This window comes from Serratia sp. PGPR-27 (assembly GCF_022678525.1).
GTDB lineage: Bacteria > Pseudomonadota > Gammaproteobacteria > Enterobacterales > Enterobacteriaceae > Serratia > Serratia nematodiphila.
The window spans coordinates 79,732-93,583 of the sequence record NZ_JALBYS010000012.1 but is presented as its reverse complement, the minus strand read 5'-3'; the positions used below and the strand labels follow the sequence as shown (position 1 = coordinate 93,583).

Below are 13,852 nucleotides of genomic sequence, written 5' to 3'. Positions count from 1 at the left end.
AAACGCGAAACGCGGGCTACAAACGTTGATAAAGCGATAAATACTCTTTCGCCGCCACCGGCCAGCCGAAGTCCACGCTCATGGCGTGGCGCTGAACGTGGCGCCAGTGTTTCGGCCGGCTCCACAGCACCATGGCGCGGCGGATGGCGTTGCCCAGCGCGACAGCGTCGCAATCGTCGAACACGAATCCGCTGGCGGTGCCGTCGGCCAGGTTCTCCAGCGCGCAGTCCACCACCGTGTCCGCCAGCCCGCCGGTACGGCGCACCAGCGGCAGCGTGCCGTATTTCAGGCCGTAGAGCTGGGTCAGGCCGCAGGGCTCGAAGCGGCTCGGCACCAAAATGACGTCGGCGCCGCCGATGATGCGGTGGGAGAAGGATTCGTGATAACCGATCTGCACGCCGACCTGTTCAGGGTAGTCGGCGGCGGCGGCCAGAAACGCCTGTTGCAGCACCGCGTCGCCGGCGCCCAGCAGCGCCAGCTGCCCGCCCTGCGCCAGCAGTTCAGGCAACGCCTGCAGCACCAGATCGAGGCCTTTCTGGCTGGTCAATCGGCTCACTACCGCGAACACCGGCAGTGATTCGTCCACCTTCAGCCCCATGGCCTTTTGCAGATGCAGCTTGTTTTTGACCTTGCTTTTCAGATCGTCGGCGTCATAGCGGGCGCTCAGCCGCGGGTCGTGGGCCGGATCCCAAATCTTGTCGTCCACCCCGTTGAGGATGCCGCTCAGCCTGCCCTGCCGCTGCCGCTCCTGCAGCAGCCCCTCCATGCCGTAGCCGAACTCCGGCCGGGTGATCTCACGCGCATAGGTCGGGCTGACGGCGGTCACGTGGTCGGCATAAAACAGCCCGGCCTTGAGGAACGACATCTGGCCGTAGAACTCCAGGCCATAGACGTTGTAGAACGACGCCGGCAGCCACAGCTCGGTCACGTGATGGGCGGAGAACAGCCCTTGATAGGCCAGGTTATGCACCGTGAACACCGAACGCGCCGGGTGGCCGTTGGCGGCCAGATAGGCGCAGCTAAGACCGGCGTGCCAGTCGTGGGCATGCACCAGCTGCGGGCGCCAGTAGCGATCCAGCCCCTTGGCCAGCTCGCAGGCCATCCAGCCCAGCAGCGCAAAGCGGCGGTGGTTGTCGGGGTAGGCATACATGGACTGATCGTGGTACGGGCTGCCCGGCCGGTCATACAGCCAGGGCGCATCGATGAGATAGATGCCCACACCATGGTAGGTGCCGTAACGCAGGCCGACCCGGCCGGCGAACGAGTCTATCTCCGCCACCAGCACGGTGTCGGGTATGCCGTTGCGTACGTCAGGAAAAGCGGGCAATAGCACCCGAACATCGGCGCCTTCGGCGATTTGCGCCGCCGGCAGCGCGCCAACCACGTCTGCGAGTCCGCCCGTTTTCAGCAGGGGGAACATTTCAGAACATACGTGTAAGACCTGCATTATCACTCCTGAAAGTCGGCCGAAGGCCTCTGGATAAGAAATAAAGCAGGCTTGCCGCTGTTATGTGTGCCGCGTTGCGCAAGCCATCGAACCGTTCATCGGGCGGCAGGCTATCGTTCTGCCCCCACGTTAACTCACAATTTTGACAACATTTCGCGCGTCACCAGCACGATGCCGCCTTCCGAGCGATAGAAACGCTTGCTGTCCTCATCGGCGTTTTCCCCGATCACCATGCCCTCCGGAATGTGGCAGGCGCGGTCGATGATGCAGCGCCGCAGGCGGCAGGAACGGCCGACGTTCACGTCCGGCAACAATACGGTAGAGTCGATGGTGCAGAACGAGTTCACTCGCACGCGCGGGAACAGCACCGAATGCACCACCACCGATCCGGACACGATGCAACCGCCGGACACCAGCGAGTTCATGGTCATGCCGTGGCTGCCGGAGCGATCCTGTACAAACTTGGCCGGCGGCAGCGGTTCCATGTGGGTGCGGATCGGCCAGGCGCGGTCGTACATGTCCAGCTCCGGCGTCACCGACGCCAGATCGAGATTGGCGCGCCAGTAGGCGTCCAGCGTGCCCACGTCGCGCCAGTACGGCGGCAGATCGGGGTTGGACGTCACGCAGGACAAGGTAAACGGATGCGCCCACGCCGCCTGCTGCGCGGTGATTTTCGGGATCAGATCCTTGCCGAAATCGTGGCTGGAGCCGGGGGTCGACATATCCTCTTCCAGCAGTTGGAACAGATAGGCGGCATTAAAAATATAGATGCCCATGCTGGCCAGCGACATATCCGGATTGCCTGGCATCGCCGGCGGATCGGCGGGCTTTTCCAGAAACTCGATGATACGGTCGCTTTCATCCACCTTCATCACGCCGAATTCGCCGGCTTCGCTGCGCGGCACCGGCAGGCAGGCCACGGTGCACTGAGCGCCTTTCTCGACGTGATCGATCAGCATGCGTGAGTAATCCATCTTGTAGATGTGATCGCCCGCCAGGATCACCACGTATTCGGCCTCGTAGCGGCGGATGATATCCAGGTTCTGGTACACCGCGTCGGCGGTGCCCTTGTACCAATGCTCGGTGCTGAGGCGCTGCTGGGCCGGCAGCAGATCGACGAACTCGTTCATCTCCTCGTTGAGGAACGACCAGCCGCGCTGAATGTGCTGCACCAGCGTGTGCGACTGGTATTGGGTGATCACGCCGATGCGGCGGATGCCGGAGTTCAGGCAGTTCGACAAGGCGAAATCGATGATGCGGAATTTGCCGCCAAAGTGGACGGCGGGCTTGGCGCGGGTGGAGGTCAAATCTTTCAAACGTGAGCCGCGGCCGCCGGCCAGGATCAGCGCTACGGATTTAATCGGCAACTGGCGCGCCAACATCAGGGGGTCTTTATTTTCAAACCTAACCATAGCGGACTCCTTTTATTATTTCCGTACCAGAACGCAAAGCGAGCGCGCGGCCTGGTGCCAGGCGGGCAATACCGCCCGTGAGTCTTCCTGAGTGAACGGGGCGACAACCTGCCAATCGCCTTCCGGCAATCTCATCTCCGTCGTTTGCGGCGTGGCGTTGACCAGCAACAGCCAGCGCTGCGACAGCAGGATCTGCATGAGCAGCTCGCCCCGCTCCCACTGCTGCGCGTGGAGCGGCTGGCCTTGCGCGTTCAGCCACTGCACGCTGCCGTCGTCCTGCTGCCACCAGCGGTCCTGCTGCAGCGCTGGGATCTGGCGGCGCAGCGCGATCAGCGCCGCGACGTAATCGGTCAGCGCGTCATCCGCCGTGGCCCAATCGAGCCAGGTGGTGGCGTTGTCCTGACAATAGGCATTGTTGTTCCCCTGCTGGCTGTGTCCCTGTTCATCGCCGGCCAGCAGCATCGGCGTGCCCTGGGACAGCAATAGCGTGGCGAGCATCGCCCGCTGGCTGGCCCTGCGGCGTTGCACAATGGCGTCGTCGGCGACCAGGCCTTCCACGCCGTGGTTGTTGCTGAAATTGCGATCGCTGCCGTCGCGGTTGCCCTCACCGTTCGGCTGATTGTGTTTCTCGTTGAAGCTGACCACGTCTTGCAGGGTAAAGCCGTCATGCGCGGTCAGCATGTTGACGGTGGCGTAAGGCGCCCGCCCGCGCTGGTTGTACAGATCGCTGGAAGCGGCAAAACGCCGGGCGAACTGGCCGAGCGACACGCCGCTCTGCAGCCAAAAACGGCGCATGTCGTCGCGGTAATGATCGTTCCATTCGGCGAAGCGGCCGGGAAATGCCCCCACCTGATAGCCGCCGGGGCCAACGTCCCAGGGTTCGGCGATCAGCTTGCAGCGCGACAGCAGATCGTCCGCCAGCATCGCCTGGAACAGCGGCGCATCGCGATCGAACCCCGGCGTGCGGCCCAGCACGCTGCCCAGATCGAAGCGGAAGCCGTCGACGTGGCACTCCCGCACCCAAAAATGCAGGCAATCCATCACCCAGGCTACGCCCTGCGGCTGATCGAGCCGCAGCGTGTTGCCGCAGCCGGTGTCGTTGACATAGTCCCCTTCGGGCGTCAGCCAGTAGTAACTCAGATTATCGATGCCGCTCAGCGACAGCATCGGCCCATCCCTGTCCAGCTCGGCGCTGTGGTTAAACACCACGTCGAGGATCACCTCAATGCCGGCTTGGTGCAGCGCCTTGACCGCATCGCGAAATTCGTTGAGCGGCGTGGCATCGGTGCTCAGGCTGGCGTAGCGGTTGTCCGGCGCATAGGGCGCCAGCACGTTATAGCCCCAGTAGTTGATCAGCCCCAGCCGCTGCAGGCGCGGTTCGGAGGTATGTTGCTGCACCGGCAGCAATTCCAGCGCGGTGATGCCGAGGCGTTTGAAGTGGGCGATCATCGCCGGGTGCCCCAGCGCGGCGAAACTGCCGCGCAGCGCCGGCGGGATCTGCGGGTGCAGCAGCGTCAGGCCGCGCACGTGCGCTTCGTAAATCACCGTCTGTCCCCAGGGCGTGGCGGGCGGGCGATCGTCCTGCCAGTCATACTGTTCGTCCACCACCACGCACTTCGGCATCAGCTCGGCGCTGTCGTGCGGGTCCGGCTGCTCGTAACCGCCGTGCAGGTGCGGGTGGTCCGCCACCGGCCCTTCCACCGCGCGCGCGGCCGGATCGAGCGCCAGCTTGTTGGGGTTGAAGCGCTGCCCGTTCGCCGGATCAAACGGGCCGTAGACCCGGTAGCCGTAACGTTGCCCCGGCCTGCCGCCCGGCAAGTAGCCATGCCAGATATCGCCGCTGCGCGCCGGCAGCGGCAGGCGCACTTCGCGCTGTTGGCCGTCGAACAGGCACAGCTCCACCCGCTCGGCATGCGCCGAATACAGGGTAAAATTGATGCCTTCGCCGTCGTAATGCGCGCCCAGCGGCGCGGCGAGGCCAGCCGTCAGCTCGGTCATGGCGCCTCCCGCAGCAGATAAATGGTCGACAATGGCGGCAACGTCACGCTGATAGAGAAATCGCGGCCATGGCTGCCGACCATTTCGGAAGAGACCCGCCCCTGATTGCCGGCGTTGCTGCCGTGATAGTGGTGCGAATCGGTATTGAGGATCTCGCGATAGTCACCGGCGCGGGAAATGCCGATGCGGTAGCGATAGCGCGGCACCGGGGTAAAGTTGCTGATGGCGATCAGCTCATTGCCCTGCGAGTCGTAGCGCGCAAAGGCGAACACCGAGTTGTCGTGATCGTCGACCACCAGCCACTCGAAGCCATCCGGGAAGTAGTCGCGCTCGTACAGCGGCGCCTGCTGCCGGTAGCAGTGGTTCAGATCGCGCACCAGCCGCTGCACGCCGTTATGCCAGTTATCCAGCCCTTCCAATAAATGCCAGTCGAGGCTGGTATCGAAATTCCACTCGCGCCCCTGCGCAAATTCGCAGCCCATAAACAGCAGCTTTTTGCCCGGATGCGCCCACATAAAGCCGTAATAGGCGCGCAGGTTGGCGAACTTTTGCCAGGCATCGCCCGGCATACGGTCTAGGATCGATTTTTTGCCGTGCACCACTTCATCGTGCGAGATAGGCAATACAAAGTTCTCGGTATAGGCGTACAGCATACCGAAGGTCATCTGGTTGTGGTGATACTTGCGGTGCACCGGATCGCACTTCATATAATTGAGCGTGTCGTGCATCCAGCCGAGGTTCCATTTGTAATGGAACCCCAGGCCGTTGGCGTCCGGCGGCAGGGTGACGCCGGGATAGTCGGTGGACTCCTCCGCCAGCGTCACCGCGCCCGGCTGCGCCTGGCCGATAGTCTGGTTGGTATAACGCAGGAAGGCGATGGCCTCCAGATTCTCGTTGCCGCCGTAGTAATTCGGCACCCACTCGCCGTCGGCGCGGCTGTAATCGCGATAGATCATCGACGCCACCGCATCGACCCGCAGCGCGTCGATGCCGAAACGCTCCAGCCAATACAGCGCGTTGCCCGCCAGGTAGTTGCGCACCTCGTGACGACCGTAGTTGTAGATCAGCGTATTCCAGTCCTGATGGTAGCCCTCGCGCGGATCGGCGTACTCGTACAGCGCAGTGCCGTCGAAATTCGCCAGGCCGTAGGCGTCGCTCGGGAAGTGCCCCGGCACCCAGTCGAGGATCACGTTGATGCCCGCCTCATGCGCCGCCGCCACAAACGCCCTGAAGTCAGCCGGCGTGCCGAAGCGCCGGGTCGGCGCATACAGCCCCAGCGGCTGATAGCCCCAGCTGCCGTCGAACGGGTGCTCGTTGATCGGCAGCAGCTCGATATGGGTGAATCCCATGTCCTTCACATAATCGATCAGCTGCACCGCCAGCTCGCCGTAGCTGAGCCAGAAGTGGTTGTCAGTGTGGCGGCGCCATGAGCCGAGATGCACCTCGTAGATGGCGATCGGCTGGTCAAAATCGTTGGCGCGGCGGCGCGCCGGCGTCGACGGCACCACCTCCGGCAGCGGCGCCACCAGCGAGGCGGTATCCGGGCGCATCTGCGCCTCGAAGGCGTAAGGATCGGCTTTCAACTGAGTATTGCCGTAGCAATCGACGATTTCATATTTGTACAGCTGGCCGGCCTGCACGCCGGGCAAGAACAGCTCCCAGATGCCGTTTTCACGCCGCAGACGCATCGGGTGGCGGCGGCCGTCCCAGAAGTTGAATTCCCCCACCACCGAAACACGCTGGGCGTTGGGCGCCCAGACCGCAAAGCTGACGCCGTCGATGCCATCCAGCGTGACGAGGTGGGCGCCCAGCCGTTCATAGGGGCGCAAATGCGTACCCTCAGCCAATAGCCAACTATCGATATCCTGCAGCAGCGGGCCGAATCGATAAGGATCGTCGACGATCTGTTGATGATCGCGCCAGCTGACCTGCAGCTGATAGCGGAAAGGATTTTTGCGCCGCGGCACCACGGCGCTGAAGAAACCGCGCGGATCGTCGCAGTTCAGCTGCACCAGCCGCCGGCCGGTTTGCTGTTCCACCAGCCAGACTGCGCCGGCGTCCGGCAGCAGCGCGCGCACCTGCAGACCGTTATCGGTCGCATGCATGCCAAGCAGAGCGAAGGGATCGGCGTAATGGCCGGCGATGATCTGATCAATCACGTCACGATCGGGAAGTACAGGCATAGTCTTCTTCCTTAGATTAACAGCATGATCTAAGCACGGCTTGTTGATTATTCCTTGGCCGTTTTGGTCATCATGCAATGCATTCGGACTCTAAAGCGTGATTGCGGTCGGTTATTGACCAATCTTTACTCTGCCGACCTGAATTTCGCTCTTTATGCTTATTTTTTGAAATATTTCAGTCATGGTGAAAAAGTGTCCACCCATGCATTAAGCATAGCCAATGTCTGTTAAAAACTGCTCAGCATTGCTCAGGAAAATTCTTCATTAAGAAAACTGCCAGCCTGGCGGCGTTTGCATGCGGCGGCTGACGAGGAGATAGGCGGGATCCCGCCCATTGAAACGAGGCTGGCGATGACGCTGCCCGACGCGGTGCGCGGCGAACAAAAAAGCGGAAAATAAGGCATTAGGGGGCTGAAAGCAGCCAGCCCCCTGGAAGTGCGGGTTTACAGCAGGATGCGCAGCATGCGGCGCAGCGGCTCGGCCGCGCCCCACAGCAGTTGGTCGCCTACGGTGAACGCCGACAGGTACTCCGGCCCCATATTCAGCTTGCGCAGACGGCCGACCGGCGTATTCAGCGTACCGGTCACCGCCGCCGGCGTCAGTTCGCGCATGGTCAGTTCGCGGTCGTTCGGGATCACGCGCACCCAGTCGTTGTGCGTCGCCAGCATCTGCTCGATTTCCGGCAGCGACACGTCTTTTTTCAGCTTCAGCGTGAACGCCTGGCTGTGGCAGCGCAGCGCGCCGACGCGCACGCACAGACCGTCGACCGGGATCACGCTGGCGGTGTTCAGGATCTTGTTGGTTTCCGCCTGGCCTTTCCACTCTTCGCGGCTCTGGCCGTTGTCGAGCTGCTTGTCGATCCACGGGATCAGGCTGCCGGCCAGCGGCACGCCGAAGTTATCGGTCGGCAGTTTGCCGCTGCGGGTGGCCTCGGTCACCTTGCGTTCGATATCCAGAATGGCGGAGGCCGGGTTCTGCAGCTCTTTCGCCACGTCGGCGTGCAGCATGCCCATTTGGGTCAGCAGTTCGCGCATGTGGCGCGCGCCGCCGCCGGAGGCCGCCTGGTAGGTGGCGACCGACGCCCACTCCACCAGATCGTTGGCGAACAGGCCGCCGAGCGACATCAGCATCAGGCTGACGGTGCAGTTGCCGCCGACGAAGGTTTTGATGCCTTTGTCCAGGCCCTGCTGAATCACCGCGTGGTTGACCGGATCCAGGATGATGATGGCGTCGTCCTGCATGCGCAGCGACGAGGCCGCGTCGATCCAGTAACCCTGCCAACCGCTGGCGCGCAGCTTAGGATAGACTTCGTTGGTATAATCGCCGCCCTGACAGGTAATAATGATATCGAGCGCGCTCAGCGCGTCGATGTCATACGCATCCTGCAGCGTGCCCTGCTGGCCGCCAAAGGCCGGCGCGGCGGAACCGTGCTGCGAGGTGGAGAAAAAGACCGGGCGAATGGCGTCGAAATCGCGCTCTTCCGTCATGCGTTGCATGAGAACCGAGCCGACCATTCCGCGCCAACCGATGAAACCAACGTTTTTCATAATATCTGTGTCCTGCCCGGATAAGGGCTTATTAGGTGATAACGAGTTGTGTGCAATATCTCCTCACCTTACAAAATGTCGGCGCGGGCGCAAAGTGAATTTATTCGATGGCTGGGGATTTCTCAGCAATCCTTCTTATAGGCAAGGACGCGGCCGTAAAGGCCGAGGCGTTTTCCCGATCACGAGGTCACCATGACAGAGATGATTTCCGCTACGGTATTGCTGTTTTTAATTATGGATCCGCTGGGCAATCTGCCGATTTTCATGTCGGTGCTCAAGCACCTGGAGCCGCGCCGCCGCCGGGTGGTGCTGATCCGCGAGCTGCTGATCGCCCTGCTGCTGATGCTGATCTTTCTGTTCGCCGGCGAGAAAATTCTGGCGTTCCTCAACCTGCGTACCGAAACCGTCTCCATTTCCGGCGGCATCATCCTGTTTCTGATCGCCATCAAGATGATTTTCCCCACGCAGGAGGGGAACAGCTCCGGGCTGTCCGCCGGCGAGGAGCCATTCCTGGTGCCGCTGGCGATCCCGCTGGTGGCCGGGCCATCAATTCTGGCGGCGCTGATGCTGCTGTCGCACCAATACCCGCATCAGCTGCCGCATTTGGTGGCGGCGCTGCTGATCGCCTGGGGCCTCTCTGCGGCCATTTTGCTGATGTCGAACCTGTTCCTGCGCCTGCTGGGCAGCAAAGGCGTCAGCGCGCTGGAGCGGTTGATGGGGCTGATTCTGGTGATGCTGTCGACCCAGATGTTCCTGGACGGCGTGCGGGCTTACATGAAGCTGTAGGCGCCTGGCGGCGCCGACAACGGTCCGCGCTTAGCGGGCGGTAACGCGGCGAATATAGGCGAGCGTATCGGCAACCACGCCGTCCAACGGCTGGTTGATGTCGATCGCTTGCACATCCGGCTCCTGCTCGCCCGGCTCTTCCAGCGTGGCGAACTGGGAAATCAACATCTGCGGCTTGAAGAAATGGCCCTTGCGTTGCTTCAGACGCTCCTCGATCACCGACTGGTCGCCTTTCAGATACAGGAAATGCAGGTTGAGATTGCCGTCGCGCAGGCGATCGCGATAGCTTTTCTTCAGCGCCGAGCACACCAGCAGCGACACGTCGTTGGTGCGCTGCATGGCGAAGATGGCGTCGTTCAGGGCCGCCAGCCACGGCGCGCGATCGTTGTCGTCCAACGCATGCCCGGAGGACATTTTGATGATGTTGGCGCGCGGGTGCAGGTAATCGCCGTCCAGCATGGCGGCGTTGGCCTGGTGAGCGACAGCGCTGGCCACGGCGGATTTGCCGCTGCCGGAAACGCCCATCAAAACAAATACGTGATTCTGCGGATTGCTCATTGTGTCATGCCCTTATGGGAACTGGCGCGAGCGCGCCAAATGCGTCCCGACTGATAAAGATACTTTGGAACGCCGACGCCCCGCAGGGCGCCGGATAAAGATTATACGACCGTCGCCAGCAGCAGACAGCCCACCAGGCCGCACACCGAGATAATGGTTTCCAGCACCGACCAGGATTTGATGGTTTCCATGATGCTCAGGTTGAAGTACTCCTTGAACAGCCAGAAGCCCGGATCGTTGACGTGCGAGAAGATGACGCTGCCGGAACCGACCGCAATCACCATCAGCTCAGGGCTGACGCCGGTGGTGGCGATCAGCGGCGCCACAATGCCACCCGCGGTGATCGCCGCCACGGTGGCGGAACCCAGCGCCAGACGCAGCGCAGCGGCGATCGACCAGGCCATCAGGATCGGCGAAACGTTGCTGCCTTCCATCAGGCCGGCGATGTACTTCTCAACGCCGCTGTCCACCAGCACCTGCTTGAAGGCGCCGCCGCCGCCAATGATCAACAGCATCATGGCGATGATTTTAATCGAGTCGGTGATGGTGCCCATCACTTCATCCATGGTACGGCCACGGTTCAGGCCGAAGGTGAAGATGGCGATCAGCACGGCGATCAGGGTGGCCATCACCGGGTCGCCGAAGAACTCGGCGAAGCGCAGCAGGCTGTGGCCCTTCGGCAGCACCATTTCAGCGACCGCGCGCAGCGCCATCAGGATCACCGGCACCAGCGACGTGGCGACGCTGACGCCAAAGCTTGGCATCTCCGCGTCGGTAAAGGTTTTCGGGTTGTACAGGCCTTCCGGCACCGGCTTGTCGATGCCTTTCAGGAAGCGGGCATAGACCGGGCCGGCCAGGATCACCGTCGGGATCGCCAGCAGCGTGCCGTACAGCAGGGTTTTACCCATGTCGGCATGGAAGATGGTGGCGATGGCGGTCGGGCCTGGGTGCGGCGGCAGGAAGCCGTGGGTCACCGACAGCGCGGCGGCCATCGGCACGCCGACGTACAGCAGCGGGATACGCGCGGAGGCGGCGATGGTGAACACCAGCGGCAGCAACAGCACGAAGCCCACTTCGTAGAACAGCGCGAAGCCGACGGTGAAGCCGGTCAGCACCACCGCCCATTGAATGTGTTTTCTGCCGAACTTGTCGATCAGCGTGGTGGCGATGCGCTGTGCGCCGCCGCAGTCCGCCAGCAGTTTGCCGAGCATGGCGCCGAAGCCCATGATCAGCGCCAGGCTGCCCAACGTGCCGCCCACGCCGGCCTTGATGGAGCCGATGACCTTATCGACCGGCATACCCTGCGCGATCCCGACCGCCAAAGCAACCAGAACCAGAGAGATAAAGCCGTTCAGCTTGAAGCGGATCATCAGCAGCAGCAGCAGCGCTACGCCGCCTGCAACAATCACTAATGGCATAGTTTTTCTCCAACCTTTTATCGCGACTCTCTTTACAATAGGCGTAAAGCGTGCGGTTGTTTTATTTTTAGGCTCTTTCCCGGTGTTTAAGAAGAGCTGTAGGTGTTGTTGAGTCAGAGGTTCAGTCTTGCAGCAAGATGACCGCGCACTCGTTGTTACCGGTATCATGATACCGGTAACAACATGAGCGCCGGAACCGGGTAACCGGCTAAAATTCGCGTTCTGGGACAGAGATCAAACTTATGCCGGCAACGAGCGGCGGGCTTACAGGCGGGGTAACCAGCGCGCCTCAGGGCGCGCTGTAAAAAGAAAGAGTGTTAAAACAGAACGTTAAAATGGCTCAGATGCTGCCGCCGGGGATCACGGTGAAACCGACGTCCACCATGCGCGGGCACACCGTTTCGCCGCGCAGCCGGGCCAGCAAGCGCTCGGCGCCGATCTGGCCCATGCGTTCGCGCGGCGTCAGCACGCTGGCCAGCTTCGGCACCATCACCTGGCCGATGTCATGGCCGTGGAAACCGGCGATCGCCATGTCCTGCGGGATCGACAGCCCTTGCCGCTGGCATTCGAAGGCCGCGCCGATCGCCAGGTCATCGTTGGTGCAGAAGATACTGTCGATCTGCGGGTAGTCACGCTGCGCCTGGCGCAACAGCTCGCCGCCGGCGGAATAAGAGGAAGAACGCGCGGTCATGATGCTGTACGGCTCCAGGCCGGATTCACGCATCGCCTGCTCATACCCCTGCTGCTTGATGATGGTACGCTCATCCTGACGAGCGCCGAAATAGACCACGTGACGGTGGCCGTGCGCGATGATCTGCTGGGTCATCTGGCGCGCCGCCTCGAAGTTGTTGAAGCCCACCGCCAGATCGATGCACGGTGAGACGCAGTCCATCAGCTCCACCACCGGAATGCCCGCCACCTCGATCATTTTCAGGGTGCGCGGCGTGTGATGGCGCTCAGACAGGATCAGGCCGTCGATATTGTAAGACAGCAGCGAGGTCAGACGCTCTTCTTCACGCTCCGGCAGGTAGCCATAGTGCGCCAGCATGGTTTGGTAGTTGTGCGCGTCGGTTACGCTTTCGATGCCGCGCAGCACTTCGGCGAACACCTGGTTGGTCAGCGACGGCAACAGCACGCCAATCGCCCGGCTGGTGGCGTTGGAGAGGATATCCGGCGCGCGGTTGGGGATGTAGCCCAGCTCATCCAGCGCGACGGCGATTTTTTGCTGCAGGGCGGCGGAAACCTGGTCGGGATTGCGCAGATAACGGCTCACCGTCATCTTGGTCACGCCCACCTTGTCCGCCACATCCTGGAGTACCGGCCGTTTTTTCTTCATTATCAATGAACTGACTAACCGTGAATGGGCAGTCATTTTAGCAAAAAAAACGGCGGGCCGATATTGTCGGTTATGCGACAGCCAACGCAAAAAGGGCTCACACAGTGAGCCCTTCATACGCTGACAAAGGGGGAAAAAGCGTGGTTTTTCCCCCTTTGTGATGATTAGCCGAAAATCAATAAATTGATTTTCCTTGTTTTTATATGCTGGCGGCGTCAAGTCAGGCAACATCGTCAGACGTGTCATTAACCTCAAGGGCTCACACCGTGAGCCCTTGAAATTTACCGCTTAATCACACCGGCGGCAGATCGAACAGCAGGATTTCGCTCTCTTCGTCGGCCTGGATCGTCAGCGCCGATTCATCCCACACCGCGAACGCGTCGCTGATGCCGGCGGTCTGGCCGTTGACCGAGACCTTGCCGCGCACCACCTGGATCCAAACGCGACGGCCGGCGGCAATCGGGCATTCCCCCTGCTCGCCCTTATTCAGCGCCCAACGCGACAGCGTCATATCCTGGAACACCTTCAGCGAGCCGTCACGCGCATCCGGCGACAGCACCAGCTGACGGCCCTGCGGCGCGTCGAACATGCGCTGCTCATAGCGCGGCTCCAGCCCGACCTGATCCGGGATGATCCAAATCTGGTACAGGTGCAACGGACGATCCTGATTAGCGTTGTACTCAGAGTGACGCACCCCGGTGCCCGCACTCATGATCTGGAATTCACCGGCCTGGATCTGCTCCTTGTTGCCCATGCTGTCCTGATGTTCCACCGTGCCGCTCAGCACGTAGGTCAGGATTTCCATGTCTTTATGCGGGTGAGTACCGAAACCCTGCCCTGCGTCGATCACATCTTCGTTGATCACTCGCAGCGCCGAGAACCCCATAAAGTTCGGATCGTAGTAATCGGCAAATGAGAAGGTGTGCCAGCTATCCAGCCAGCCATGATTGGCGTGGCCGCGGTCTTCCGCTTTACGTACATAAATCATTTTCAACTCTCCTCAATGTTTTTTTACAGTCTAGTCCTGCCAGCAGAATAAGAAAGCGTAAAAAACTCATGCCTCTGTTCAAAAATTTCGATGAAATGAAACAGCGGATGGGCAGCGGATTTGTTGAAAGCGGAACCGGCTGAAAAAGGGCAAAAAAAAAGCCAGCACCCGAGCTGGCT

10 protein-coding genes are annotated in these 13,852 nt (G+C 61.3%); 1 reads left to right on the top strand and 9 read right to left on the bottom strand.

Features of this window, described 5'->3' with window-relative positions; translation table 11 throughout:
• Positions 1-16: 16 nt before the first annotated feature.
• The 5 genes from glgA to asd form a co-directional block, all read right to left on the bottom strand.
• A complete protein-coding gene (gene glgA, locus MMS95_RS09165; protein WP_004930807.1) occupies positions 17-1,447 on the bottom strand; it encodes a glycogen synthase GlgA in 1,431 nt (476 codons plus the stop codon).
• A gap of 134 nt (positions 1,448-1,581) precedes the next feature.
• Positions 1,582-2,859, bottom strand: a complete 1,278-nt coding sequence (gene glgC / locus MMS95_RS09160) for a glucose-1-phosphate adenylyltransferase (RefSeq protein WP_004930810.1) — start codon at positions 2,857-2,859, stop codon at positions 1,582-1,584.
• A gap of 15 nt (positions 2,860-2,874) precedes the next feature.
• Entirely contained in the window at positions 2,875-4,857 is a 1,983-nt protein-coding gene (glgX, locus tag MMS95_RS09155; RefSeq protein ID WP_242141588.1) for a glycogen debranching protein GlgX, read from the bottom strand.
• Complete coding sequence (glgB, locus tag MMS95_RS09150; protein ID WP_075684686.1) at positions 4,854-7,040, bottom strand: 1,4-alpha-glucan branching enzyme; 2,187 nt, start codon at positions 7,038-7,040, stop codon at positions 4,854-4,856. The genes glgX and glgB overlap by 4 nt, the downstream gene beginning before the upstream one ends.
• Before the next feature lie 443 nt (positions 7,041-7,483).
• The gene (gene asd / locus MMS95_RS09145; RefSeq protein WP_004930820.1) at positions 7,484-8,587 is read right to left on the bottom strand and encodes an aspartate-semialdehyde dehydrogenase; all 1,104 of its coding nucleotides are present in this window, start codon (positions 8,585-8,587) and stop codon (positions 7,484-7,486) included.
• 192 nt (positions 8,588-8,779) lie between these two features.
• Between asd and MMS95_RS09140 the strand changes: the two genes are divergently transcribed.
• A complete protein-coding gene (locus tag MMS95_RS09140; protein ID WP_004930825.1) occupies positions 8,780-9,373 on the top strand; it encodes a YhgN family NAAT transporter in 594 nt (197 codons plus the stop codon).
• Between the two features lie 30 nt (positions 9,374-9,403).
• Here MMS95_RS09140 and gntK read toward each other — a convergent pair whose 3' ends face one another.
• The 4 genes from gntK to MMS95_RS09120 form a co-directional block, all read right to left on the bottom strand.
• Positions 9,404-9,931 (bottom strand): gluconokinase, encoded by a 528-nt coding sequence (gntK, locus tag MMS95_RS09135; RefSeq protein WP_015379326.1) that lies wholly within the window; start codon positions 9,929-9,931, stop codon positions 9,404-9,406.
• Positions 9,932-10,032: 101 nt separating this feature from the next.
• Positions 10,033-11,349 carry a gluconate transporter gene (gene gntT / locus MMS95_RS09130; protein ID WP_004930830.1) on the bottom strand — a complete coding sequence of 439 codons (1,317 nt, stop codon included), beginning with the start codon at positions 11,347-11,349 and terminating at the stop codon, positions 10,033-10,035.
• Between the two features lie 340 nt (positions 11,350-11,689).
• Positions 11,690-12,685 (bottom strand): gluconate operon transcriptional repressor GntR, encoded by a 996-nt coding sequence (gene gntR, locus MMS95_RS09125; protein ID WP_004930833.1) that lies wholly within the window; start codon positions 12,683-12,685, stop codon positions 11,690-11,692.
• A 292-nt stretch (positions 12,686-12,977) separates the two neighbouring features.
• Positions 12,978-13,673, bottom strand: coding sequence for a pirin family protein (locus MMS95_RS09120; RefSeq protein ID WP_004930835.1), 696 nt, complete (start codon positions 13,671-13,673; stop codon positions 12,978-12,980).
• Between the last annotated feature and the right edge of the window lie 179 nt (positions 13,674-13,852).

Coding starts and splice junctions, on each gene's coding strand:
- glgB (WP_075684686.1), bottom strand. CDS start 7,040: ATGCCTGTACTTCCCGATCGTGACGTGATTGATCAGATCATCGCCGGC.
- glgA (WP_004930807.1), bottom strand. CDS start 1,447: ATGCAGGTCTTACACGTATGTTCTGAAATGTTCCCCCTGCTGAAAACG.
- glgC (WP_004930810.1), bottom strand. CDS start 2,859: ATGGTTAGGTTTGAAAATAAAGACCCCCTGATGTTGGCGCGCCAGTTG.
- gntR (WP_004930833.1), bottom strand. CDS start 12,685: ATGAAGAAAAAACGGCCGGTACTCCAGGATGTGGCGGACAAGGTGGGC.
- gntK (WP_015379326.1), bottom strand. CDS start 9,931: ATGAGCAATCCGCAGAATCACGTATTTGTTTTGATGGGCGTTTCCGGC.
- MMS95_RS09120 (WP_004930835.1), bottom strand. CDS start 13,673: ATGATTTATGTACGTAAAGCGGAAGACCGCGGCCACGCCAATCATGGC.
- MMS95_RS09140 (WP_004930825.1), top strand. CDS start 8,780: ATGACAGAGATGATTTCCGCTACGGTATTGCTGTTTTTAATTATGGAT.
- asd (WP_004930820.1), bottom strand. CDS start 8,587: ATGAAAAACGTTGGTTTCATCGGTTGGCGCGGAATGGTCGGCTCGGTT.
- glgX (WP_242141588.1), bottom strand. CDS start 4,857: ATGACCGAGCTGACGGCTGGCCTCGCCGCGCCGCTGGGCGCGCATTAC.
- gntT (WP_004930830.1), bottom strand. CDS start 11,349: ATGCCATTAGTGATTGTTGCAGGCGGCGTAGCGCTGCTGCTGCTGCTG.